This is a genomic window from Rubripirellula reticaptiva (genome assembly GCF_007860175.1).
In the GTDB taxonomy this organism is placed as follows: domain Bacteria; phylum Planctomycetota; class Planctomycetia; order Pirellulales; family Pirellulaceae; genus Rubripirellula; species Rubripirellula reticaptiva.
On sequence record NZ_SJPX01000002.1, the window covers coordinates 1,269,173 to 1,293,499 of the forward strand.

General features: G+C 53.0%; 26 protein-coding genes. 11 read left to right on the forward strand and 15 right to left on the reverse strand.

Annotated elements, in window-relative coordinates; all coding sequences use genetic code 11:
• Window positions 1–118: 118 nt before the first annotated feature.
• From Poly59_RS10970 to Poly59_RS10980, 3 genes are read left to right on the forward strand one after another with little or no spacing between them, the layout of a single operon-like run.
• The gene (locus Poly59_RS10970; RefSeq protein ID WP_146534078.1) at window positions 119–532 is read left to right on the forward strand and encodes a hypothetical protein; all 414 of its coding nucleotides are present in this window, start codon (window positions 119–121) and stop codon (window positions 530–532) included.
• Window positions 533–566: 34 nt separating this feature from the next.
• Window positions 567–1,238 carry a class I SAM-dependent methyltransferase gene (locus tag Poly59_RS10975; protein ID WP_146534079.1) on the forward strand — a complete coding sequence of 224 codons (672 nt, stop codon included), beginning with the start codon at window positions 567–569 and terminating at the stop codon, window positions 1,236–1,238.
• A gap of 49 nt (window positions 1,239–1,287) precedes the next feature.
• Window positions 1,288–2,196 (forward strand): eL24 family ribosomal protein, encoded by a 909-nt coding sequence (locus Poly59_RS10980; RefSeq protein ID WP_146534080.1) that lies wholly within the window; start codon window positions 1,288–1,290, stop codon window positions 2,194–2,196.
• A gap of 47 nt (window positions 2,197–2,243) precedes the next feature.
• Here the strand turns inward: Poly59_RS10980 and Poly59_RS10985 are convergent, their stop codons facing one another.
• Both Poly59_RS10985 and Poly59_RS10990 read right to left on the reverse strand, forming a co-directional pair.
• On the reverse strand, window positions 2,244–3,242 hold the full coding sequence (locus Poly59_RS10985; RefSeq protein ID WP_146534081.1) for a tyrosine-type recombinase/integrase: 999 nt from the start codon (window positions 3,240–3,242) through the stop codon (window positions 2,244–2,246).
• 198 nt (window positions 3,243–3,440) lie between these two features.
• Entirely contained in the window at window positions 3,441–4,469 is a 1,029-nt protein-coding gene (locus tag Poly59_RS10990; RefSeq protein ID WP_186776168.1) for a hypothetical protein, read from the reverse strand.
• Between the two features lie 451 nt (window positions 4,470–4,920).
• On the opposite strand from Poly59_RS10990, the gene hemA reads away from it, so the two are divergent.
• Genes hemA through hemB form a run of 3 tightly spaced genes read left to right on the forward strand, consistent with a single transcriptional unit; the run spans window position 4,921 to window position 8,112 of the window.
• A complete protein-coding gene (hemA, locus tag Poly59_RS10995; protein WP_146534083.1) occupies window positions 4,921–6,147 on the forward strand; it encodes a 5-aminolevulinate synthase in 1,227 nt (408 codons plus the stop codon).
• On the forward strand, window positions 6,134–7,096 hold the full coding sequence (gene hemC / locus Poly59_RS11000; RefSeq protein WP_146534084.1) for a hydroxymethylbilane synthase: 963 nt from the start codon (window positions 6,134–6,136) through the stop codon (window positions 7,094–7,096). Before hemA ends, hemC begins: the two co-directional genes overlap by 14 nt.
• A 5-nt stretch (window positions 7,097–7,101) precedes the next feature.
• Window positions 7,102–8,112 (forward strand): porphobilinogen synthase, encoded by a 1,011-nt coding sequence (hemB, locus tag Poly59_RS11005; RefSeq protein WP_146534085.1) that lies wholly within the window; start codon window positions 7,102–7,104, stop codon window positions 8,110–8,112.
• A gap of 95 nt (window positions 8,113–8,207) precedes the next feature.
• Here hemB and Poly59_RS29400 read toward each other — a convergent pair whose 3' ends face one another.
• Window positions 8,208–8,375 carry a hypothetical protein gene (locus Poly59_RS29400; RefSeq protein WP_186776169.1) on the reverse strand — a complete coding sequence of 56 codons (168 nt, stop codon included), beginning with the start codon at window positions 8,373–8,375 and terminating at the stop codon, window positions 8,208–8,210.
• Between the two features lie 538 nt (window positions 8,376–8,913).
• On the opposite strand from Poly59_RS29400, the gene Poly59_RS29405 reads away from it, so the two are divergent.
• Window positions 8,914–9,126: a hypothetical protein gene (locus Poly59_RS29405; protein WP_186776170.1), complete on the forward strand. Its 213-nt coding sequence runs from the start codon at window positions 8,914–8,916 to the stop codon at window positions 9,124–9,126.
• Window positions 9,127–9,342: 216 nt separating this feature from the next.
• On the opposite strand, the gene Poly59_RS11010 is transcribed toward Poly59_RS29405, so the two are convergent.
• The 3 genes from Poly59_RS11010 to Poly59_RS11020 form a co-directional block, all read right to left on the reverse strand.
• Complete coding sequence (locus Poly59_RS11010; RefSeq protein ID WP_146534466.1) at window positions 9,343–9,588, reverse strand: hypothetical protein; 246 nt, start codon at window positions 9,586–9,588, stop codon at window positions 9,343–9,345.
• A gap of 471 nt (window positions 9,589–10,059) precedes the next feature.
• Window positions 10,060–10,587, reverse strand: coding sequence for a hypothetical protein (locus Poly59_RS11015; RefSeq protein WP_146534086.1), 528 nt, complete (start codon window positions 10,585–10,587; stop codon window positions 10,060–10,062).
• Window positions 10,587–11,615, reverse strand: a complete 1,029-nt coding sequence (locus tag Poly59_RS11020; RefSeq protein WP_146534087.1) for a DUF932 domain-containing protein — start codon at window positions 11,613–11,615, stop codon at window positions 10,587–10,589. The genes Poly59_RS11015 and Poly59_RS11020 overlap by 1 nt, the downstream gene beginning before the upstream one ends.
• Window positions 11,616–12,073: 458 nt before the next feature.
• Between Poly59_RS11020 and Poly59_RS29410 the strand changes: the two genes are divergently transcribed.
• Window positions 12,074–12,304 carry a hypothetical protein gene (locus tag Poly59_RS29410; protein WP_186776171.1) on the forward strand — a complete coding sequence of 77 codons (231 nt, stop codon included), beginning with the start codon at window positions 12,074–12,076 and terminating at the stop codon, window positions 12,302–12,304.
• A gap of 154 nt (window positions 12,305–12,458) precedes the next feature.
• Here the strand turns inward: Poly59_RS29410 and Poly59_RS11025 are convergent, their stop codons facing one another.
• The 7 genes from Poly59_RS11025 to Poly59_RS29415 all read right to left on the reverse strand — a co-directional run bounded on the left by Poly59_RS11025 (window position 12,459) and on the right by Poly59_RS29415 (window position 20,454).
• The gene (locus Poly59_RS11025; RefSeq protein WP_146534088.1) at window positions 12,459–13,832 is read right to left on the reverse strand and encodes a coiled-coil domain-containing protein; all 1,374 of its coding nucleotides are present in this window, start codon (window positions 13,830–13,832) and stop codon (window positions 12,459–12,461) included.
• Between the two features lie 32 nt (window positions 13,833–13,864).
• A complete protein-coding gene (locus Poly59_RS11030; RefSeq protein ID WP_146534089.1) occupies window positions 13,865–16,660 on the reverse strand; it encodes a type IV secretory system conjugative DNA transfer family protein in 2,796 nt (931 codons plus the stop codon).
• Window positions 16,661–16,676: 16 nt separating this feature from the next.
• Entirely contained in the window at window positions 16,677–17,393 is a 717-nt protein-coding gene (locus Poly59_RS11035) for an alpha/beta hydrolase family protein (RefSeq protein WP_146534090.1), read from the reverse strand.
• Complete coding sequence (locus Poly59_RS11040; RefSeq protein WP_146456216.1) at window positions 17,393–18,034, reverse strand: hypothetical protein; 642 nt, start codon at window positions 18,032–18,034, stop codon at window positions 17,393–17,395. Before Poly59_RS11040 ends, Poly59_RS11035 begins: the two co-directional genes overlap by 1 nt.
• A 746-nt stretch (window positions 18,035–18,780) precedes the next feature.
• The gene (locus Poly59_RS11045) at window positions 18,781–19,320 is read right to left on the reverse strand and encodes a hypothetical protein (protein WP_146534091.1); all 540 of its coding nucleotides are present in this window, start codon (window positions 19,318–19,320) and stop codon (window positions 18,781–18,783) included.
• A 17-nt stretch (window positions 19,321–19,337) separates the two neighbouring features.
• Complete coding sequence (locus tag Poly59_RS11050; RefSeq protein WP_146534092.1) at window positions 19,338–19,607, reverse strand: hypothetical protein; 270 nt, start codon at window positions 19,605–19,607, stop codon at window positions 19,338–19,340.
• Window positions 19,608–20,259: 652 nt separating this feature from the next.
• Entirely contained in the window at window positions 20,260–20,454 is a 195-nt protein-coding gene (locus Poly59_RS29415) for a hypothetical protein (RefSeq protein ID WP_186776172.1), read from the reverse strand.
• Between Poly59_RS29415 and Poly59_RS11055 the strand changes: the two genes are divergently transcribed.
• Window positions 20,453–21,508 carry an MT-A70 family methyltransferase gene (locus Poly59_RS11055; RefSeq protein ID WP_186776173.1) on the forward strand — a complete coding sequence of 352 codons (1,056 nt, stop codon included), beginning with the start codon at window positions 20,453–20,455 and terminating at the stop codon, window positions 21,506–21,508. The two genes, Poly59_RS29415 and Poly59_RS11055, sit on opposite strands and share 2 nt — an antisense overlap.
• Window positions 21,509–21,654: 146 nt before the next feature.
• Complete coding sequence (locus tag Poly59_RS11060; protein ID WP_146456207.1) at window positions 21,655–21,882, forward strand: hypothetical protein; 228 nt, start codon at window positions 21,655–21,657, stop codon at window positions 21,880–21,882.
• A 51-nt stretch (window positions 21,883–21,933) separates the two neighbouring features.
• Here Poly59_RS11060 and Poly59_RS29930 read toward each other — a convergent pair whose 3' ends face one another.
• Complete coding sequence (locus tag Poly59_RS29930) at window positions 21,934–22,425, reverse strand: hypothetical protein (protein WP_222436080.1); 492 nt, start codon at window positions 22,423–22,425, stop codon at window positions 21,934–21,936.
• 325 nt (window positions 22,426–22,750) lie between these two features.
• Between Poly59_RS29930 and Poly59_RS11070 the strand changes: the two genes are divergently transcribed.
• A complete protein-coding gene (locus Poly59_RS11070; protein WP_246114348.1) occupies window positions 22,751–23,020 on the forward strand; it encodes a helix-turn-helix domain-containing protein in 270 nt (89 codons plus the stop codon).
• A gap of 178 nt (window positions 23,021–23,198) precedes the next feature.
• Here the strand turns inward: Poly59_RS11070 and Poly59_RS11075 are convergent, their stop codons facing one another.
• Entirely contained in the window at window positions 23,199–24,326 is a 1,128-nt protein-coding gene (locus tag Poly59_RS11075; protein ID WP_146534094.1) for a hypothetical protein, read from the reverse strand.
• Window position 24,327: the final 1 nt, after the last annotated feature.

Consider the following 24,327-nt stretch of genomic DNA (forward strand, 5'->3'; position numbering starts at 1 on the left):
CGCATTTAGACCAAATAGAAGAATTCTTGTCGCGCCGCGTGAAGAAAGCGACCGCCCACGCATCCAAATGCACGTCAATCGAAAAACCCGCCCTCCTCATCCGCGAAGGCAAAACCCCATGCGACGCTCAAAACTCATTCCTATCCTACTCTGCGGGCTACTCATTCTCGGAATCTACGGGTGCAATTCGCCTGAACCCGATCCAGTGACTCTACCCACGACTCCTGCCAGCGACACGGCCGAGGACCATGCCGAACATGAGCATGACGACCACGCCGATCACGATCACGGCGACACCGCCGATGCCGATTCGTCGATGGCCAAGATGATGTCGGGTTTGAAAGAGCTATCGCCGGAAGATCACAAGTCTGCCATGGCCCAACACATGTGCCCCGTCAGCGGCGAGATGTTGGGAACGATGGGAGCCCCTGAGAAAGTTGACGTGAATGGCAACTCCGTCTGGATTTGCTGTGACGGCTGCAAAGACAAACTGCTCGCCGCACCCGACAAGTACCTCGCGAAGTTGAAGTGATTGGCACCGACTGAGTCTACTAACGAAAGCACCAATGGCCACGACTGAATTTCTGAAACGGGTTTTCTCGATGCGACCCACAAGCACTCTTCAAAGTGCTTTGAGTGTCTACGACGACTACGTGTTCGATAAACGCTATCAACTTGACACTCGATCCGAGGTCGCCATCGACGACCTGGACATCAGTCAAGAAGACAAGGAGCATGCCGACAAATACAAACCGACTCGCGCGAGATACTTTCGCAAGATCATGGAGAAAGTCGATCTCCCCCGCGATGGAGTGTTCGTCGATGTTGGATGCGGCAAGGGCCGAATCCTGTTGCTCGCTGCGGAGCAGGGATTTGACCAAGTCGTCGGTTTAGAAATCTCGCCTGGCTTGTGTCAGATCGCAGAGCGAAACGTCGCGACCTTCAAAGAAGCGAAGCCCAAAACGGGTTCGATTAAAGTCGTCTGCACCAATATCCTCGACTATCAGATGGACGGAAGCGAAACCGTCTTCTTTCTGTATTCACCGTTCGGCTGCTCGGTAACAGAGCGATTTCTCGAGATGATACGGCAGTCGCTCAAGGATCATCCGCGAGACTTGTGTCTTATCATCGACGAATTCCGCTTCCCCAAATTACTTGTCAACGATCACTACTTCGAGCAATCGCTAATTTACAAGTACGGGGCAGCCGTATTCCATGTGTATTCTCACGTCAGCTAACGCAAGACTGATTACCTTTCCCTCGACCTTTTCCCGAATGCAACTTCCCATGAAACGACAACTCTTTGCAGCCGCTTGTACAGCAGCTTTGCTGGTGACACCTCAATTCGTGATCGCGCAGGAAGCAGCCGCACCGCACGATCACGCGCATGACCACTCCGCACACGACCACGCTGGCCACAGCCATGCCGCCGATGCAACTGGCCCACATGGTGGCACCGTTCAAACCGTTGGCGACAGCAGAATCGAAACGGTGATCGTCGAAAAGGGAATCATGTTCATGATCCTTGGCCAGAACGATCAACCCATCGCACCACCCGACGCGACAGGAAATCTGAGACTACGAATCGGCGAAGGTAAAAAGGAATACACCTACGAACTCAAGACGCTCAAGAACCTCGCCATCGGAGTCGGTGTGGACCTTTCCAAAGTCGTCGATCAACCACTACACATGAACGTCCGTATCACCAAAGTCGGCACGGAACCACTGATCTTCCACGCCATGGGTAAACTCGCCAGCGGCAAGCTATCCGACGAATTGCTCATCAGCCTGCAAGCCACCTGTCCCGTCAGCGGCCAACCGCTCGGCAGCATGGGCAAGCCACCCAAGATCACGATCGGTGACAAGTCGCTCTTCGTCTGCTGTGCGGGCTGCACGAAGAAAGTCGAAGCCTCACCCGACCAGTACCTCACAAAGTACTACACCGCCAAAGGCGAACAGGTGCGCGAAGGCGTCTTCAAATCCACGCTTGCCGATGCTGCCGCAATCGCCGCACAGAAAACCTGTCCCGTGATGGATGAACCGCTGGGCGGCATGGGCGTCCCAGGTAAAGTCAGCGTCAACGGAAAAGCCGTCTACATCTGCTGTCCTGGCTGTGCCAAAAAGCTGGTCGCCGAACCAGACAAGTACCTCGCGGCCCTCAAAGCCAAGGGAATCACTCCGCCGGTTTTCCAATAGGAGGCTGCATAGAGATGACGGCCTGCGGTGGCAATTAGCCGAATTCGCTAAACCGAGATTCTCTCAACGATGTTGCGTGTGACTTTTCGCTGGCGACGATCGTACAAGCGAGTTGTTCGCGGGTCCGCATGGCCGGCTAGTTGCTGAACTTCTTCGAGTGACACACCCTGGCTCAACAGATCAGTGATCGTGGCGACTCGAAACGAGTGCGGTGAAAGCCGGTTCGGCAGCCCAGCGTCACGAATGCGACGTTTCACCATGCGACTCATGTCGTTTGCCGACATCGCCTTGTCGGTCAATTGTTTGGTGCGTCGAATCGTTGTTCGGAAAAGGGGAGTCTTGTCGCTCGCGTTGCTGAGTCCTGCCACTCGCATGTATTCCGCGATGTACTGCTGCAAATCATGTCGAACCGGAATCTCTCGTTGCTTGCCGCCTTTTTCATTGAAACGCAAACAGTATTGTTCCCCGGCGTCCACGAAATCACGCCGCCGAAGTTTTGCAATCGCACCCACTCGGGCGGCTGTGTAAATCAAGATTGCAATGATGGCTCGGTCGCGATAGCCGACAGCAGAAGAAACGTTGATGCTACGAAGTAGCTTGCGAGCCTGCTGAATCGTAATCTCTGGTGTTTTGCCTTCAACGACCTGCAATCTCTCTCCACGAACCGACGCAGCTGGATTCAAGACCACGACATGCCTCGTGACCAGAGTGTCAAAGAAATGACGAAGTGCAGCCAGATGCAACTTCTTCGTCGCGGGAGCATAGTCGAGCGAATCGAGATAGTCGCCGACATCGCGAGGGCTAACATTCGGAAGTTGCCGACCAAGTCCGTCGCAATGCTTAAGAAACTGACGCACCGCGCGACCATAGGCATCGCGGGTGTGGGGATTGCGAATCTTGCCGTAAATGAACTCCTCCCAGGCAAACTGAGCACTGGGACCAGCCTTGGCGACCAAAACGGGCAACTCGTCGCCGGATGACGCGGACACCACTTGAGTCTCGTCGTTGACTAACAAAGCAATTGATTTAGTTGGCAAGTCTTCCATGGTGTAACCAAGCAAATGCTTTACGCATCGTCCACATCGGGAATCAGTCGATCGTGAACTTATCGGGCATCGGAGTTAGTAGCTCATAACGTCCTTTGTGATGCGTTACTTTGCCCCAGCAGAAAAGGAATAGCAACGTAATTTGGACGTGCCAGGTGCACCCTGCAAGCCAAACGGATCTCGCTACTTGCAATTCTTTCACGAAGAGTGGCCGTCGAGGTGAGCGACCACTGAGGGAACTTCGACGAAGCAGTCCAACTGTGTCGGAGACTCGGAATTGAAGTAGTTCATCGCACGCTCCAACTCGTCAGATCCCGTTGTCGGTGAATCATTCGTCCTGATTCCGTGTGCCGAACCGATTTTCCAAGCGAGCAACACCGCGCTATGCTCCAGTCGGTTGTTTTGAATGTTGTTCATTACAAGACGGGATTTGCATTGGTTGAGCGTCGCCAGTGCTTCACGAACTTGGCCATCTTTGGCCAGTGCGATCGACGCTACAAGATCAAACTTCGTCGACAAGATTGGTTGAGGCATAGTGAGATCTTCGGATTGCTCGTACATCGACAAAAAGCCTGGGAACTTTCTCTGAATATCAACGCTCGCACGCAAGTCTTTCGGCGTTCCTCGTTTAGCTAACACTCTTGCCAAGGCCATCATTTCGTGGTGAATAATTGATTCGATTTTCGCCTCCATCGAGCGATCATCCAATTTCCGGGCTAAGGCTTGAGCCCTTTTGAAATCCTTTATCGCTTTTTGATGTAGTGCTGCTTTCTTTTGAGATGCATCGGGGTTGGGGTCATCTTTGTCCCAGCAGGTAAATTTTCCCGGCACACGCTTGCGATTGAGCTGACCGCGAATGACAAGAAGCTCGATGAGTTGCTCATCATTGGCACGTTTCTTCATCAGGGCGATTTGGCTGAGAGCGGAATCCAAAAGCCGATTGTGGTGGTTAACCCGAAGTCTTTCCGGATTTCCCATCAGTTGATGCGTGGAGAATTCAACCAGGCAACTTAACAGGAAGCGAGATTCGTTCCAGAACAGATCTGACGTTCCCACGAAGGGCAACCATTGTGAAAAACGGGCATACATGTTTGGCAATTGGTAGTCATCTATGACCGAATGACTCGACAAACCGGTTAGCTTCTTTTCCTTGCTGACACCTGGAAGCCAACCGTTGAAGACATTGGGTGATCTGAAGTATTGAGTCAGCCGATTGTGCTCTTGCAACTTGGTTTCAAAGAAAAACGATTCGTCGTTCTCAAACTTCAGACCAATTTTTTCAAGCACGCTGCGATTTAGCAATCCAGATGAGAGGCCCTTGCGAAAAGTCTCAGGTGTGATTGTTCGATGACCCAACGTCCTCTTCGGAGTGATGATTCCTAGCTCAATGCATCGATCCCGAAAACCACGGTCGCCGCCATGTTTCGAAACCAAGACACGAAAACGTCTTTCATCGAAGTTGACTCGCTCGTCGGTCTTACGCTTGCCAGTCATGTTGTCTTGTCGCCTAGTAAATCCGGAATCTGCACGTTAGCCCCCCACAAGTTGCCCTAGCACCAATGTTACCCAGTTTACCAGATGGCCATTCAGATGGCGGTTTGAAGTAGTGACGGTAGGGTTGATCTCCAAAGCAAGGCCGAGAGTCCATCAAGATCCACGCCTCCACAAGAGAGACGCCATGTCATTTACACGTAGACTCCGAGATTTAGTTCGCGAGTTGAAAGAAGCATCAACCTTCAGGGTGTTTTCCGAGGTCAACAGGATTGCCGGCGAGTTCCCTTTGATGCGTTCAAACGGCGGATCTGCCGATTTGGTCAACTGGGCTTCCAACGACTATCTCGCGATGGGCCAACACGAAACTGTCTTTCAGGCAACCCGCGACGCACTGGAAGAGTTCGGAGTTGGGTCGGGCGGCTCACGAAATATCACTGGAACATCTCATCTTCACTGCGGACTTGAAAGCGAGTTGGCAAGACTTCACGGCAAAGAAGCCTCGCTCCTATTCTCCTCGGGTTACTGCGCCAATCGTGGTGCCCTTAGCACATTGGGCAAGCTATTCAGCGGTTCGGTTGAGTTTTTCTCTGACAAAGCCAACCATGCGTCTCTGGTGCGAGGGATTCTTGCGACAGGTGAACGAAAATCCGTTTACAACCACAACGACCCTCAACACCTCGTCGAATGCCTATCGCGGTCAACTGCTGAGGTCAAAGTTGTTGTATTTGAATCGCTGCACTCAATGGACGCTGACATTGCTGATGTTGAAACCATGCTTGATATTTGCGAGGACTTTGGCGCGTTTTCGTTCGTTGATGAAGTCCATGCAGTCGGCGCTTACGGCCCTAAGGGTGCTGGGATTGCAGCCGCACAGGCTGTCAGCGCAAAGGCAACAGTCGTAATGGGAACGCTCGGCAAAGCATTCGGTTGCTTTGGTGGCTACATTGCCGGAAACCGGGACACTATCGATGCAATCAGGAGCTACAGCGACGATTTCATTTTCACAACGGCATTGCCGCCGCATGTGGTTGCTGGATGCCTAGCTTCAGTTCAGCATCTTTCTTCATCCAATGAAGAACGTGAACGTCTGCATCAGAATGCGAGCCTGCTCGCGTCGGAGCTACAAACTGCGAATGTGCCGTATCTCGGAAAAGGCACGCACATCTTTCCGATCGTTTTCGGATCGGCAGAACGCTGCAATGAAGCTCAGCGACGGCTGAGGTTGGAATTTGGAATGGAAGCGACGGCAATCAATCCTCCGTCGGTCGAAGCGGGTGCTTCGCGAATCCGGGTCGCGATCACATCGGCACATACCGAGTCAATGATCGCTGAATTCGTCGAAGCGATGAAGAGCGTTCACCAAGATTTGTCACCCACATCCTCAGCGAGCGTCAAGAATGAGAAGACTTAAAGCGATTACCCGGAAAAGTGAATTAGCGAAGTATCAAACTGGTCTGGTGTGCTCGGCATTGACCGAAAGTCTTGACGGCGGCGATTGCATGGAGATCATCTTCAAAGACTCTCTCGGTGACAGATATCGTGAGTCTTGGGTTGAGTTTACAGATGCAAATCCGGGAACGGCGAAACGCAAATGGACGTATGAATTGGAACTCGCAGTTCAGTCTGGTGTAGCTGACCTCGCGATTCATTCAGGCAAGGACCTTCCCTCCGAAGTGATGCCGGGTACGGTGCTTCGCCCCGTCATGGTCCGTGAGAACGCCACGGACGTACTGGTAACAAAACTTCCAAGTTCAGACGCGGACGAACTGAGGCGGCCTCGTATCGCCACGGGAAGCCTCCGACGCACTGTTGGCTTGCGGAAGTTGATTCCGAATGCCGAGCTATTTTCAATCAATGGCAACGTCACTACGCGACTCACCAAACTTCGAGAGTCCGATGGTATCGATGGAGTAGTGTTGGCAAGTGCCGGTGTCAATCGACTTTCCGCCAGCGGCGAATTGGACCTGAGTGGACTATTCGTTCGCGAGTTTCCGGTGAATGAGCTAATGCCCTGCGCCGCGCAGGGAACTCTTGTCGCTCAATATCGAGACGACCACCTTGAGGTCAAAAAGCTGATTACATCAGTCGTGGATGCGACGACAGAGTCGGCATGGCTTGCTGAACGTGCATGCCTTGAGGGCTTGTCTGCGAGTTGCGACAGCGTACTCGGGATCTATGCGTCAGTCCAAAACGGGCAAATTCTCCTACGGGCATGGATTGGATCCCAGGAGTGCGATGAAGAGCTTACAGGGAGCGAAGTAGGTGCTATAGAGCAAGCCGAAGAGATTGGACGTTCGCTGTCATCGAAGCTCTTGAAGCAAGGGGCAGAAAATCTCATTAAATCAAATACCAAGGAGTAATCGAAATGCGTGATTTTCCCATGACTAGGCTAAGACGATTGAGGAGTGACGATTGGTGCCGCCGCCTCGTTCGTGAATGCGAGTTGACTCCCAGCGATCTTATCTGGCCCATCTTCGTTGTTGAAGGAATCAACCACCGCGAGTCTGTCGAAGAATTGCCGGGTGTCGATCGATTGTCCATCGATCTCGCAGTTACAGCCGCCAAGGAAGCAGCTTCGGCTGGAATCCCTGTCGTCAACATCATCCCAGTCATTAAGCAAGATAAGAAGGACGATCGAGGTTCTGAGGCTGGGAACGGTGACAATCTGGTTTGCCGTGCTGTGCGAGCGATTCGGGAGGCCAAGGTTGATGTGGGTATCATGTGTGACGTTGCCCTCGATCTGTTCACATCGCATGGCCACGATGGAATACTCGATAGTACCGGTAACGTGGACAACGACGCGACAGTCGAGGCGTTAGCAGAACAAGTGATTGTTCAGGCTAGAGCGGGAGCTGATATGATGGCACCATCTGACATGATGGATGGTCGAGTGAAAGGAATTCGTAGTCGGCTCGAAAGTGAAGGAATGCACGACGTAAAGATCATCGTCCACTCGGCAAAATATGCATCCGCGTTGTACGGACCATATCGCGATGCTGTGGGATCGTCAGCGAACTTGGGAAAGAATGGGAAGCAGACATATCAACAGGATCCCGGGAATTACCAAGAAGCGCTCCATGAAGTGGAGATGGATATCCGTGAGGGTGCGGACATGATTATGGTAAAGCCCGGCACTTTCTATTTAGACGTCATTCGTAAAATAAAGGACAAGTTCCAAATGCCAACTTTCGCATTTCACGTCAGTGGGGAATACGCGATGGTGAAGGCCGCAGGCGAACGAGGCTGGATTGACGCTGACCGAGTGATGGTCGAAGCACTGCTTAGTTTGAAACGATCGGGATGTTCAGGAATCGTGACCTACGCGGCATTGGACGTTGCGAAGATGCTTGGCCAGAACAACAGAGTGATCCGTTAGAGCCTGCAACTTGGGTGAACAAGTGAAGAGGCATCGGTGATCTGTAAACCAAAGAAACTTCTTCTGGCGGAACCGTGATTTCGCCATGTCGCTTGTCAGTCCGTTGACTTGTTAGCGCTGTCGAAGCCCCAGTCGTGAGCCTGTCGCTGTTTTTGCCACCAGGGGCAAACGCCCGCCGCTTGGCGAAAGGCGACGCGTTTGGGCACTGTTCGCTCCGACGCGGTTTCGTTGTAGGCATCGACGTTGACGAGCAATAGGGTCATAAAGGCCTGCTGAACTTGCTCAAACGTTCCGAGATTGAGAGACTGGTCGTCATGTGGGGCCACCGAAAATCAGCTAACGAAAACGCCCGTGTCCCTAAGCCGGCCATTTGACTGACCATCGACCAAACTAGATTCGACGTACGATCGATTTGGCTGTAACGTTCCGAGTTATGCCTGCCCACCAATTGAGTAAACCGCAAGGAGTCAAACTATTCGAGACACGTTCCGGTCCGGTGCGAGCGGTCGTCATCGGTCCCACTATCGGCATTCGATGGCGAATATTGAAGTACTTCCGTCTCGTGAAATCGACGAAGGTTCCTGGCGAATGGTTGGAAGTCGGATCGAGCTGGCGGCCTTCCGAGAATTCGCACTTGGCGAAGTGTGTTGCAGCCGTTCAGTGTTTTCTGGATAGCGAAGACGACGCCTGAACGCCGAGACGCCCAACGAAGCGTCCATTCCAGCAGTTTGCGCAGCCCTCGCAATTGAGGCAGCCTAGGCGGGCGGTTCTTTCGGTCCTCCAGTTAGGAAGGTTTTTGCGATGCACGCATTCTTGCGCTCACTGTTTTTTCGGCGATCAGTACTAGACGAAAACGAGCCTGTGGTCAGTCCCTCGACAGTCGCACCGGATCAAGCAGACGCTGCGAACTGTGACCAACGTGCTCAAGATGATCGAGCTTCAATGTTCATCGATGATCCAGACCCTTTTGGTCGAGATTGGCAGTGGTTACGCGATCCCGAGAAGAAGAAGTAGCAAATACATCAAAGTTGCTAAGTCTTCAAAACGTGAACAATCGCTGCGGTTCTTTCAAATTTTTCAGGTTGAATCATTCTGGAAGAGCCGCAACACATGTTTCTTTTGTAGGCATACTTATAGGGCTGAGCCACCACACGAAACGTGAAGAGGCATCGGTGGTCTGGGAACCAAAGAAACCTCTCCAGGCTGATCATAAGATCGCCTTATAGTGACTCAATCAGTTGACTTACTGGCGTTCTCGAAGATCCAGGTGTGAGCTTGGTCGCAGACCTTTGCCACCAATGGCAAGTCGTCGCGACCGAAACTCGTTGAATCTTTCCATTCTTCGCCGTCTTTGTAGATACGACTGACTGTCACGTTGTGACGGACTCCGTTGTCAGTATCGTTCGCCCAGATTGCTGCTTTCACAACACCTAGTCGAACTTCGTGAACGGGTCGCGTCTTCGTTTTCGTTGCCATGGTATTCTCTTGGGTAAAGAGGATGTTAGGAACGTCATCCGCTTGGCGAGCGGCGACGCATTTGGCTGCCGGTTCAGTCACCGCGACTGCATGCCGGGCATCGACCAAGAAAATTTTCAGACAAGCCCGCAGGCGTGTACTCGATCCCCGTCCAACCTTGCTGCGTTGCCACAGTAAATTGGTCAGGGCCTTCATCACAGCAATCCGCACAACAGAGCGAAAAGTAGACCCCTGGAGGAATGCCGTTAGCGTCTTCCAAAACGCTTGTCGCACGTCGGAGCATGTATCGTGCGACTGTTCGAGTTATCTTCCGGTGACACTCGTCTCCGAGATTACCAATCGGAGTTGTTTTGGGTGCGCAACCGTCACGAGCAAGCCAGTCCAGCAGGGCTCGTGCGTATTCCGTCACTTCCAACCACTCACGATCAGTCCACGATCGAAGCATCTCGATCCAAGCTTTCTGCGGGTCCATCAAACAGACTCGATTGCGGCTCGGGATTCACCGTCTCGTTCGCCGTCACGTGTAAGCAAGATGAGCTGGCAAACCCATTGGGCAAGCTGTCCTTGGATCGCATCGTTGAATGGCACAGCCGTCAATGAATACGGCGGAGCCATTCCGTCATGCAGGTCAAGCAGGAGCGAATCAGCGGTTTCCGCCGCGTCTTCGAGACCACCTTCACGACTCCAAGCTGCAAGCATGGCCTCCCATCGCGTCTGCGACTCAGCCAATGGTTGCGTCCCACTGCTAGCAGTAGGATGACTTGCAGTCTCTGGCTGAAGCAAACACAGTGAAGCATCTCGCTTAAACTCTGTGGCGACGAACTTAGCGATCGGACCATTGAGACTGTCGTCGCGGTCAAGGCTGGCAAGCGTTGACGGAGGCGCGTCACCAGCGTCCAAGCAAGCGAGAAGATCAGTTGCCAATGATTCGATTGACTCGTAATCTGCCAAACGCCGAACGGCTATCAAGTCATTCCAGTATTTCTGAGCGTCCATCATCAAACCGCCAGTGCAAGAGAGAGAAGTTTGCCAACCTTGGCGTCCATTTCCGTGCGGTCCCCGGCGAGTTGCACTCGCTGAGTCACCTGCGTTAACGCATCGACTAACGCGAAAATCGTGAAAGCACCGTGTTGACGGGCGATCTCCATCGCGTCCTTGATCAAATGCCGAGGCACACCCTCTTTGGTGAGCACCGAAAGCACTTGCTCATCGTCGTGACCCAGCTTTTCACGCATTGCTTTCCGAACGCAGTTGACGAATCCGTCACGACGTTCATCTCGCTTCGCAATTAGCGACTCAATAACATTGCGCACCTCGGGCAATCCATCGCGAACATTCGCGGTGTGTTTGCGGTTGAATTCAACAACTTCGGTGGCGTCCCACACAATGTGATTGCGACAGACCTTCTGAAACCAAAACGTCTGAACGCCCATCGTTCGCCGGCCGACTTCGGAGTTCCAAAGGAAGAAACCTGGAGCAAACGCTTCGCCCTCGATTTCCGCCCAACCTGTTGGGTCAATCAGGAACGCGAACATGTCTTGTTGACCACAGTACAAACCGGTGCTTTCGCCGTCGGCGGCTGTTTGCGGTGGCACAAAGTCCGATGCAAATTCTTTGGCGATGTCGAGCATCTCGGTGTTCCAAAGTCGCGTGTACGCAACTCCGTGAACCGAGCGAATCTCGTCATTGACCGTAAGAATTTGGTAAGGCTTGTCCGCCGTCGATGGCAGCGTTTCCTCGAGAGCCTTACTTGCCGTCTTCGGAGACAGCCGATTGATCGTGTCTTTGTGGACACGTGCGGTGCGACACAATTGCGAGAACGACCAATCGTTCAAGTTGTAGTCGGGCGTATCACCTAGTGACACGGTCAAATCGTGAGTGACAACTAGGTTCTGCGGAAGGATCCATTGATCCTCCGCCGACTCTTGGTCGTCCTGACACTTCTGGTAGAGCGCATCAAATGTTGCAAAGCATTGGTCCGGCGTTCGCCGAAACAATTCTTCGTTTGCTCGGGTGAGCGTAGCCATGGCAGATACTCCTGCGTGTTGGCGAGAACGATTCGTTGACGACCGACAAGGTGCGTTAGCGAAATCGCTTGAGCTGAACAATGGGCTGGCTCTAAGTAAGTCAGTCCAACATTCAGCTCGCTGCCAGCGAGCAGCGATGTTCTGCGAAAACCTTTTTAGACCACCGGCCTCATGCCGCACGATTGAGCGTGGGGCATAAAGCCGACATACGTCTACTCAGATTCAGTTGTCAATTCTCGGTCGCTAGCTTTCCCTACCACAGAAGTGAGGAATTTGCACGCATATGGTTTCGCTTCCTTAACACGCTTTTTTGGCCAACAACAAGAAAGAGTGGCTTCGTCGTCCTTTCACCGATGGGGCTCGCCCCGCAGAGGCCGAAGGCCCTTGGCCCCGCTCGGTGAAAGGACGATGAAGCCTGCTTTGGCGGAATCACTCCATACGTCGAACGAGTGGCTTTGTTGTTTCGATTCCGCTTGGGGCTGGTCGAAATCGAAATCGGCTCTGGCACGAATGAGCGGAGCCGATGGCTGGGCGAGCAGCTTGCCTGTCTCGCCGTGCCTTTGGCGGAGCGTGAATTGCACGCGAGCGAGCAGATTCTGAAATCACGTCGCGATCTCGCGATTTTGCCATGCGGCGACGTGAATTCAGTAACTGATCGCGGACGAATGCAGTCAGCGGTCACGAACTAAGCGGCAGTTTCGTCCAAAATATTGGTTGCAACGAACGAAGCAGCGAAGATAATGAAGGTTCACTGCCCCAGCCGCCGGGTTATAAAATAAGGGGGCCAGACGTGGGCCAGGTCTGTCAAAACTGGCTTTTTTCATGCGCGCATCAGGTAGCTATTCAGGGGTCGAGCATGCCTTTGTCCTTCAATGTCTTCCCATACTTTCTGAACAGATCGTGTGCGGCCTGTAGCGTCGTCATATCCAATTGACCCCAATGAGTCGGCTTGAGGTAACGATAGTCGGCGGAACCCCACTTTGTGGTGGTGCGGTCGTTCCAGCCTGCATCGAGTACCTTGATCATGTGAATGAGTCCATCTTGAGTTGCTGCCTCTGTTCCGAGCGTAACGAGGTGAGAATAGGACGCGGGGCCAGGCTTCGAGGATTCTTTTCCGCGCAAGCTATAGCCGTTACCAAACAAGGGACTGAGATATTGGCGGATCGCGGGAAGATCACGCTGGAATTCCTGTTCAAGCTTCGTTGCTTCGGCTGCTTTCCGTTTGCGTTCATTAACATCAGCTAAGTCGTCTGCTTTTCGCTTCGCCTCGATTCTGATTCGCTCGGCTTCTTCTCGTGCGATTTTCTCCAGAGCTGATTTTTCTGCTTCAGCAATTTGACGTTCTTTCGCGATTGTTGCGTTGGTCGTCATTGCAGCGTTCTCACGACGTGAGATCTCAAGTTGCTCTGCTAGCTGACGCAGTTCGGCAGATCTTCTGTCGGTGGCTCGTTGTGCAAGCAGGCTTCGCAATGTCGTTTCCGACATGCTCGTGAGCTTCGAGGCTCGCGATGTGAGGTCGCGAAGGCTGAGTAGAGTACGCTCGGAAGCTTGGTCGTCACGCTCAGCTTGTCTCTTTAGCTCTCGCACTGCGCCGAGAATCTCAGAGCTAGGCGAAAAGTCGGCAGGCAAATCCTTTTGTGCATCAAGCAGCGGTTTCGCGAGTGTCGACAATTGTTCTTGAAGCAATTCAACGTCGACGCTTTCCGTATCAGAAGCGACCCCAACCAAAGACTCAACTTCCTCGATCATTGCTGCATCACTTACGACTTTGCGTCCTAGCGGTCCATCGAGAAACTGATCCGTTTCGACTTGAATCGCTTTTGTGTTGGCTTTGAGTTGGTCAATTGCCGAACCCGCGGATGATACTTCACGCAAAGCGAGACTCAGCTTGGAAGATGCAACAGCGAACGCCTCTTGATTCGCCAACTCCGCCTGCCGAAGTATTTTGTCCTGAAGTTCAGCGTTAGCTTTTCGGGTCCGCAGTTCTACGTCACTCTCCATTCCGCTCAAGACATTCTCAGTGCGCCAGGAAGATGCGTAAGCCAGGACCATCCAGAGAGAAAAGAGAACTGCGGCCGATCCGAGCAGCACGCTGAACCAACCACGATTGGAAAGAACGCCAATTGCCTTCGTCCATGCGGTTTTGTCAGGCTCGCGAATAATGAGTGCTCGTTCGCGAGGTGTGGGTTTTGCTTCAGTTTTATCGTTGTTCGTCATTGATGCATTCTCAGAGGCTGGTTGGAATGTATTCAGAATTTTTCGAGGATTGAGCCTGGATCGGGATCGGGCTTTTCCCCTGCTGGTGGGTCATCGGCGTCACCAGTGTCTGCGTCCGGTTCGTCGTCATCCGCCCCGGCGATTTCGTCCTCGAGTCGCCGTTGCCGAGTCCACTCATCTTCGCAGATGACAGTTTCTTCGGTGAGTGCCGGCCAGGGTTGCTTGCTGCGTCGTTCGTGCTCGGCGAATGACATTGCAAATTCGGAGTCGATGGGCATCGTCAGTCCGCCGTATTGAGCGTAGTCACGGTCTGCTTTGAGGCGGATGATGCTCCGTTTTCGCTTGGCACTTATGTTATTGCAGTCCACGGCCGTCAAACGCGGATGCTCAACTTCGGCAAATGATACGGTCGGTTGCTCGCCCGGTTGTTGGCTTGTACTTCTGGACAAAACGACGCTGTTACCGGAGGTGATTGAAAGATCCTGAATCTCTGACTTTGTTGTGACCGAAAAATACTGCTGCACCTGCACGTTGGCTTCGACGGTGGTCGTTAAATCTAAGCCGGATTGTTTCAGATCCTCAAGAGACTGGTGGGCAACAATAAGGCTGATATTCAAGCTGCGGGCTTGTTGGAAAACTTCCTTTAGGCTAGGCGATAGAATGCGTTGGAATTCGTCAATTACTACGTAGGTTTGAACTCGTGACTGTTTTCGTAAGTGCAACGCAGATTTGAAGATTGAATGGAGGGCGAGTTGGGCGAGGTTTGCACTGGTGATGCTTCCGTCACCACTCCCCAGATCGAAGTGGCAAACCTGCGGTGATCTGAAAAACTGCGTGCAGTCGATGGCGTTTTCGAGAGCTTCATTGGAATGCCCCATCCCAGAAATCGCATTGACCGACTCCAGCTCCGCCATTCGTCTAAGCACCATCTTTACGTGGCTTGAGTCGTCTTTTCCTCGCTTAGGCTTGTGGAGCGAGACCTCTTCACTCGCTTTGCAAAGCTCGCGGAACGATCGAACCTCGTCTTTCCTCTCCGCGTATGTGATCACTTCTGCAAGGTGATCAGAGTTGGCGTCGGAGAAGAACGATGGACCGTAAGAAACGCCATATTGCAATCCCAAAGCCTGAGTCAAAAAGTCTGCTTTGGTTTGCGGCGAACGCCCTTTTAAATACTGCTGGTCGACAGGATTGAAGACATAAGTTGACTCGCCTCGCTGCAGTGTGTGCCAGCGGAATCGCATGGCTCGTTTTTCGCTCTCGATACGGAGCGTCTCGAATAGAGCCGTGTCACCACCCTTGAGGTCCATCACAACAACGGATGCATCTCCATGCTCCATCAGTTGAATAATCAGCGGAATCAATCCGCAGCTCGTCTTGTGTGAACCACTTTTCCCCAAGATATGGACATGCTCCTTAAACGCCGCTCTAGGAATCAGAACAGGTGTGTTATCTTTGGAGTTGACCCCCATAAATATTGATTCGTTTGTGCGACGGTCATCGCAATTGGCGACACGTTTGGTGATGTCTTGCCAAATCTCTGGTGTCAGGAAATGGCCGGCACGGACTCCTTTTGGAAACCGGGCACCTAATCTAGAAACCACGATCATTGGTGTCGTAAGTGTGAGAGCCAGACCGGCGAAAAAGCAAACGATGGGTGAAACGATCCACGTGAGATAGCGAACGGTTTCTGCGTCGAATGTGGAAGTGTTTGTGTTCTTCTGGAATGATCTTGGACCAGCAATCTCTATTTCCCAACGATTTCGTTCATCTTCCGTAAGACGGTCGAGAAAAGCTTTCTGATACGGCTGTAGAACCGTTGATTGCGAGCTACTGGAAGCCTGAATTGCTTTGGCAGGAGCTTGGTAGTCTTGCGGAACGCTGATCTGTGCAGCAGCGGCAAGGATGCCAAGTGACGCGACTGTGATGACTTGAGTCCAGCGTTGCTGGCAGTTGCCGGTACTTGCATGGTAGTTTCCCACACCCGGTTGGTTCCGCCAGTTGTATACGCAAAATCGACGAACGGCTCGCTTCATTCCGTAGTACATTCGTCGCGGTGTGAGGTACGGACGAAGACGTATCTTTCCAAGTACAAACTCAGTTGCGAGTAGCAAGCTAACAGACATGATTAGCCATGCGGTGACCAAAAAGAGTAGAGTTGTCGCAATAGAAAGAGGCGAGTCGGAGCCGCGCAAAAAGATCGAGAACGAAACGATGTAGAGAATCGCCGGCGTGAATAGCACGAGGGGATACCACTCAATGTATTGCGAAGAAAACTGCCGAGCAAATCGCTTCTTCCAACTCTCGCGAAACATCTTACATTCGGACAAGAGCGTCGGTGGAATAGTCTGAAGCTCCATCGTTTGTGTCGCCAAACGGTCTGCGGCATGCACCGATATGACCATTGCAACAAAGAGCGTGACGAAGGATGGGCTGAGAAGAGAAGCCGAATAGCAAATCGCCAGACCGACCAAGGCGGGCAACATCGCAGATGTCACTCGCCAGTGTGAGCACCTTGAGAGCATGATTGTTCGCAGGTAGATCAGTGTGACCAAGCCTGCAATCCACGCCAGATATTCTCCAAGACCCGCGATCGCTAGCCAACTCGCACCAAGAGCAAACGCGGCCAATATGGTTGCCCAGGTCTTTCTCCTTTCACGCAGCCAAGGGGTAGTTTGCTTGGGACGATTTCCAAATATCGGAAGTTCCAAATCCAATTTGCTGTAGTCTGGAAGTTCCGAATACTGCGTTGGATTGTCGCGTGAAGTGTAAGCCGAGTCTGGATATGCGGGAGTTTGGAAAAAGCCTTCGATGAATTGTTGGATCTTCACTCTTTGTTCCTTTGCCTCAGATTGCGAACGTTTCAAGCCAACGCGAAGGCTCGACACGAACGGAGACAGGGAACTGACGTCGCTTGATTGATGCTGCTAGAGTGTCAGCCTTAGCTTGGCTCGGTGTCAGCATGACAATGAAGAAGAGACGGTTTTCGATTAGCTGCTGAAACGCGGGCACTTCCAATCGTTTGTCTATTTCTGCCTTGCATTTTCGAGCAGCGTGATCGACGGGGCCACCGAGGCATACGACGATCAATCCAAGTCGCTTTGTGCCCAATTCAGGATCAACTTCAAGAAAGTAGTTCTTGGCATCGACTTTCTTGGCCAGTAGTTTCGGCTGAGTTTTGTCGATCTTCCCGCGCGTTAGCTTCTCTCTTATTTGAGGCTCAGCGCTGCAGTATTCCAATATCGCCAGTCGTGTGGGCAAAGCTTGGCTACCGAACCCACCGGTTCGATTTCTTGAATAGCCAAAGTAATCGCACGCGGCAGGTCCATAGCTGTAGTAGACCGATTCATGATCAATCTTATGACGTTCCAACAATCCGTTGCGGATAAGCCTGGTCGTTACTTTGGTGACAGCATTGAGCTGGGAATCGTCGAAGAACAACCGATGCAAAACATCACGCGTGGTCAATCCGTAGACTCGCACGTGATCAAGAATCTCCAAATCTCGATCCATCGTTTTACCGCGAACGGCACGATTATGTTGGGTGGGTTTTCGACGCGCCATTACCAGATCTCGTATGGCAGGTGACGTTTCTGGCAATCCCGATGGAATGCTTCAACTCGTTGCTTGTCATAGCTACCGCCGAACTCAAGAACCAAGCGCGGACGTTGATCGGGTGCCTTTGCTAGAACTGCGTCGGGTAGCTTCTGGCGATAGCGAAACGGTGCGAGATCATCCTCTCCAATCCATGTCGCGGCCTTGTCGGCGTCGTTGCGGCGGAGGTTGAGAAACATCTGGGATACGCCCAAGTCATGGGTGGCATGAAAGGAAAGTTTGAGGCGTTTGCCGCCTCGGCCACCAAACATCTTGGACGATTTTGATGTCGCGGTATAAACCGGAGTTTTGACGACACCTGCCGTCCATCGACTCTGTAGCTTCCACGCAACAGCACCAAAATCAGGCGCAGGCGTCTTTGGCTTCCAACTTGCTACGGGGTGATCCATCGGTGGTAGTTCCGACGCAAACACGTGCTGAATCGAAACGAGTTCGACCTCTGCGAGCTTGTTGATGCGACGAATCGCTGCGTCGCTTGTCGCGACTGTATCAGGCCACCACGTATCGCGAATTTGGATACGATTCAAGACTCGAACCTGATGACACAGAATCGAGAGAATCTCCTTGTCGCGTGGGGTTAATCTTGTCACGATGAACTACCAAACTCCCATATTGTGATTCGTGGAGCTGAAAATTCAACAAAAGAAATTGATCGTGTTTCCAAGGTGTTTCCAGATACTCAGATCTGACACTTCAGCACGAAACGAAGTCTTTTACGTCGTAATTTACGCCTATTTGGAACTGAGAGGCGGCACATGACGCGGCACATGGCACGGTGAGGTGGGGTGCCACCACGACGTTGCACTGAAGTAGCCGCTGCGAAGCAGCGGCGTGAGGTCGGGCGGCCAAGCCCGACCGAATGGCGAGTCCGTCCAGGACTCGCAAGACCGATTGCAACCGGCCCCAGGCGGTTCGATCGGTGGCCGAGCGGCCAAGCGAGGCGGAGCGACCCTCGTCGCTCATGGCGTCCGCCCTAGCGGACCCGTGCAAGACCGTTCAGGTCGCGTGCCCTAGCACGCATGGCTGCGGAGGGAGGGATCTCCCAAGTGCGAAGCACTGGGGAATCCCGAGAGCAGCGGCAAGACAAAGCCCGCGGCCCCAGCCGCGCGGACCAATCACGGCCAGGCGTTCCGATCTCCTGATCGCGCACGCGATCGGGAATCGTACGCCAGGACAGAGGGGACGTCGCAACGCGACGTGCGCTCTTGTCGAAAAATTGCACGGTTCCGACTGCACTCTATTCGTTGCTTAGGCTCGCTGCTTGCGCTGCAGAACTGGATTGTTCGTTTGTTAGTGGTACAAGGCCGGAAGCGACGATGTCGCCTCCGGCTGTCCGTCATTCAGTCTCAGCAAGGACACCTTCTTGGAGGGACGTTGTCTGCTCGTTTAGCAGACGCGAGACACTTTCCCAAAGGTCGCGAATTTGACGTGGTGAGGTTGCGAGCCAAACGGTATCAAGCATTGCGTCTTGCTCATCCAGCAACGCCAAAATCAGCTTTCCAAGCTCATCGCTTTCCATTAGCCGACGCTTCTCCAACTTTTGCTGTGACTCCATGCGTTTGTCGATGATACCCTTCGCGACCCACTCGCCCCTGTCGGCGATGCTGCTGACGGATCGCCCACTCAATCGGGAGGCATTGCGTTTTAGATGCTCCACCCTTTCTTCCTTCAGCCGCTCGATTGTTGCGTCGATTTCTTCGGCTCGCTTCACTGTTTCGTCAAGCCCAAGCCGCTGTTGCGCCAACTCTTCCGCTCTTGTTTCGATCGTTTCCAAGTAGCTCGGATCGCGTTCGGCAACGATCCGCGCGATCGTTGACTCGATACGTTTTCCAATTCTCTCTTTCCAATGCTCTTTCTCTCTGACTGTCATGCTCATGTTTTTTGTCTCCGTGTTTACTGCTTAGTAGCGTTTTCAAGTTTCATGCCGGCTAAGGCGTCACATTCTCGCCGCCACTTCCGAGTCGTCAATTCGACCCAAGCGACTGCGAGTGCGATGTCGCGGGTGTCGCTCGCTTTGAAGAAGCGTGACGTTTCACCAGCAAGGCTCTCGTCTCGAAACATGCCAATTTCGATTTCTGAGCTTGGTGTTTGCCGCCGCATTCCAACAACAACGCAACCAAAACTCGTCGCTTCAATCTGGTAGTCATCCGCTGTCCAGTTCATTATTGACCTCCTGTTCGTCGCGTTTGTGTGCGATGTACTCGCAGCTCGGGGCGCGTGCTTGCGGGCGACTTATCTTGAGCGGGCACCTTGGCGAATCCCGCAATCCATTGGCAACCACGAATAACGTCCGGGTAGTCACTCGGGCGGAAGCTTTTGGCGAGCCGCTCCTCGCCATATCTCTCGTAGATGCGGTTTTGGGAAAACGTGTAGCTGATTTCTCCCGTGATGCTTTCGTTTTTCCAGATTCTTGTGATTACGCTCCCGTAAATTCGTTGCTTGAGTGGGCGGTTCTCCTCGAAATCTAAAGTTTCGTTTCGTTGGGGCTGAGCGGTTGGCTGAGCCTTCTTTCTTCTCAACATGGCGTGTCTCCATTTGTTGGTTCATTCTTAGCACCGTCTCCGAAGCGTTCCTCGGTCGGTGCAGGAGACACCTGACGTGCTGTCGAGCCGGGGGCAAGGTGGAGAACGGAGCGCAGCGGAGTGGACCTTGCGGCCGAGCGAGCAGCATGGCAGAGGGCGGCGTGCGTTTTCCGCGACGCGGAAACGCATGACGGTCATCTTCCGCGAAGCGGAAATGACGTACCCGCGTGGCTCCTGCACCGACCGAGGAACGCCCCCAATCTCGACAGGTTTTGCGTCACATGCTTGACGAATCAAATCGGAAAGGGTGTCAGGTCTTGTACGGCTGTATTCGCCGTGAAAATCAACGTCGACGACAACCGAACTTGCAGTGGACGTGCCATCACAACGTCCACATTCTTCGCGATTGGCTGTTTTGAGTTTTCAATGGTCAGGGTAATCGCCAACCGTTGGCGAATCAGTTTGTTCCTAACAAAAGGCAATCGCATGGGACTCTTCACGAAAGAAGAGAGTTCCGACCAATCGCAGTCGGAACCGAAGCAAGAGGGTCGAGAAGTCGCTGCTACGAACGACCACAATGACGCGGCGTCAGCACAACTAATTGCACTCAATGGAGTGCAGCAAGCGTTGGCGGTCGTGTCGAGGGTCGAAGACATCAAAGAGATCCGAGACCGCGCCGAGGCCGTTCGCAAGTACATCGAGAGCGTAGGTCTCGGGCTCGAGGTCCAAAACAAAGCCGCGGAACTTAAGCTTCGAGCGGAGCGAAAAGCTGGCGAGATGCTCGCGGAAATGAAACTGCACGGAGGCGACCGCCGCAGTGACCAAAGTGCCGACCGAAGAACGCTAGAGGACTTGGGAATCTCGAAGGATCAATCGTCGCGTTGGCAACTGCTCGCGGCGGTTCCCGAAAACCTGTTCGATGACTTCATCGGGCAATTCACCGTTCGTCGTGTCGAACTAACGACCGCTGAGGCGCTTCGCTACGCAAGAACGATTCGTGGTCCTGGAAAGGGTGGAAAGTCCGCGACGGAAAATGATTGGCTGCCGCCAGCTATGCTGAGTGAGGTCCTTGCATCGGGAGCTAAGTTTGGTTGCATCTATGCTGCACCACCAGCGACGGGGGACGGAGAGGGAACGCTGAGCATTGATCAGTTGTGTGGATTGCCGATCGGTGATCTTGCCGCCGAGAATGCACACCTTCATTTGTGGACCTGCAATGAGCAGTGCGCGGCGGCTCATCGTGTGGTCGAGGCATGGGGGTTCAAGCCGCAAGATATTCTCGTTTGGATTAGGCCCAAACGCGGCCCGGGCCCGTATTGGCGTCGCGCTCACGAGCTGTTGATGCTCGGTGTCCGAGGTGATTGCCCATTCCAAGATAAGACCGTCCATAGCTGGATCAAGGCGAACAAGCCACGAAATGGCGGTAAGCCCTCCGCCGTCCGCGATCTGGTCGAGGCCGTCAGCCCCGGACCCTACGTCGAGCTTTTTGCGAATAAGACGGCTCGCGGATGGCAGTGCTGTCAGGTCGACGATGAAAGCTGATTGGTTCATCGCGTCCTGCGAGCGGTGCGGGAGCAAATGGTTTGCCCCGTTTCAGCCGATGCGGTGTCCACCGTGCGGCAAACTTCACCCGGCAGCCGTTCGCGGATTGCCGGATTACCTAATTTCAAACGACGAGAAAATAGACAATGAGCAAACCACCAGTGATCGAATTTCGGATGGGCCTAATCAAGGCGACTGTATGGGAGAACCAGACGAAACAGGGATGCCGATACACGACGACGTTGACGCGGCTTTTCAAGAATGGTGACAGTTGGGTCGAGTCGACACGTTTTGGGCGAGACGACTTGCCACTAATCGAAAAGGTTGCGGCGAAAGCCCACGACTGGATATTCGCGAAGAATCAAGGCGGATGAAACATCGCCATGATTGAACAGTAAAGCCGGGCACGACGCCCGGCAGTTTGGTCAATAGTCACTTGGCAGCAGTACGGTCGTCGAGGCCCGGCTAGCTTCCGTAATGATCCAGATCTTTTCGCCTGATTTGCTTTGGTAGATCGAGAATATCCGTGCTCCGGTCCGAATTGCATCTTCGTTGGCTTCGCGGTCATGTTCACTGCAATTCCCCCAATCGCCTGAGGCGTGGCGCTGCACCAGATCGTACAACTCTTGCTCCTCCAGGTGCTCTAGCGCGCCCGGTGTCGCCCCTAACGCCCCAAGCGAGAACTTTGTGATCTCGATTATTCTATTGATACTCTCGTGCGTTGCGTTCTTATTCACGGTGGTGTCTCCAATGATGGGCATGTTGCCCGTTTCTTCCAACGGCCACCCGCCGAAGGCAAATTGTTTTCCTTCCGAGTGGCCTTTCACTCCTGCTGAAGGCCCGCTCGGAAGAAAACAATTCAAAAATCTTTGTTTGCCTTTCGCGCAGCATGCGAAGAGAGCGGCGAGCAACGGCAAGGCGAATGACAGACGAAGTCTGGCGTAAGCGTTGCTGTGATGAGCGACCGAAGCAGAGGCAAGCGAAAGACCACACGGTTATTCAATGTGCCATCGACTTCGTCGCTATGCCGAGTTGGTGTAGGTGTCAGATTAAACAACGAGAGTTCCCCCGTGAAAACCGGCGAAAGGGAAAGGGTATCGCCAGTTTCGCGTGCCATCGCAATCGCCACCTTCTTTGTTGTTACAAAGAGTCTGTCTAGCATGTCGAATCACAAATCTGATTGCTTATCAACATGCATAGACAACTCGGAAGGGTTCGCCCGCCATTGAAAGGAAATCCAACATGAATGAGACCGATGTGGTCGCACGGCTCGAACGAATCGAAACGTTGCTTAGTTCGCTGGTGCAGCAAGAAAAAGTGAAGGATTTCTATACGACTTCGGAAGTCGCCAACATTCTGGGGCGTGCCGAATTTACCGTCCGCGAATGGTGCCGCCTGTACCGCATCCATGCAGAGAAACGACCTTGCGGGCGCGGGCGATCAAAAGAATGGATGATCTCGCACACCGAACTACAGCGAATCCAGAACGAAGGGTTGCTCTCGATCCGCTGAGACTTTTGCGAAGGGGGCACGACGCATCTACTGAGGGATGCCATGACGAGAGGGGTTACTCCGTTACACTCGCCATTTTCGAGCAGGACGATTTCGCTCAGCAAGATGCGAATGATCGTCTTTTTCGACAAGAAGTACTAAAGGGAAAAAAGCACGCGATACAGTTAGATGAGAACGACTATCTTGGCTTCTTCTTACGAGGGAAAGAAACCGATTTGCGATTGTCAATTCGCGTTGGCAGTTCAGCCAAGTCAACGTTCCAATGAGTTGCCATGACGGAACGACTGAAGAAATCGAGTCCCTGCGCCAATCCATCTTCGGTGCTTTCATTGGGATAGTTCTTAGCAAGGAACAGGTGAAGCGACTGGGGATAGTGGTGTTCGTTGCCCAGTTCATCCTCGTATAATCCAATTGCCTGCTTCGTGTGGCGGATCGCCGATAGATCGTTGTTCTTGGCTCGTTCAACCATCGCTTTCAGAACGAGGATATCAGCTTGGACTGCTTGTACCGGAATCTGAAGTGCGAGCGTTTCTGCGATTGCCAGTTGTTCACATGCCTCATTCACAAGGTCTGCCTTCGCAAGCAATCGCGTTTGCGCCTCAGCTTCCACAAGTCGTCGGAAATCGTAGTGCGGGTTGCTGTTACTTGCCCATCGGCTTGCCTCAGAAAAGTAGAAATCCGATTTCCGGTGGAAGGCGCAGGCACCGCGTGCCTCTTTGGGAGTCACGGCATCGCGTTTCCAAACATCTCCACTTGGCGGGACATGCAAATGATAGAACTCGGCAATAAGTGCGGTGGCGCGTGCGTTGCGATGCTCATCCAGATCGGAGTACAGCAAAATTCGACTGGCTGCCTCGATAGCTTGCCCAATCAGGTTGTTGATTTGTAATTCGCTCTGCTTGGAATCCTCCAGAAGATGCTTGTAGGTCACGTGCCATTCGACAGAGTCAAGTACTTCAAACTGTTCACTCAGAGCGTAGTGACCCTCTTTTAGCAACTCCAATGCCGCCTGAATCATCGGCGAAAGGTGACACAATTCTTCAGCTCTTTGCTTGAAGGTGTCTTCGTCGTGGTGTCGAACCCATTCGTTGTGGGTGTAGCGCGAAGCTCGAATCCTCGTTAACAAATCTTCCGCGCTAAGTGAAGAATAGCTGAGAGACTCTTCCGGTAACTGAAGACATCGTTCGAGCTTGCGTCGGACGGTGTCAGATGCCTTTCCGGCGAACGCTTCTCGAACTGCAGTGGTTCCGCATGAATCTTGCTCGGCCAGACGCCGATAAACGGCGGTCAGTTTCAGGTCACCCAAC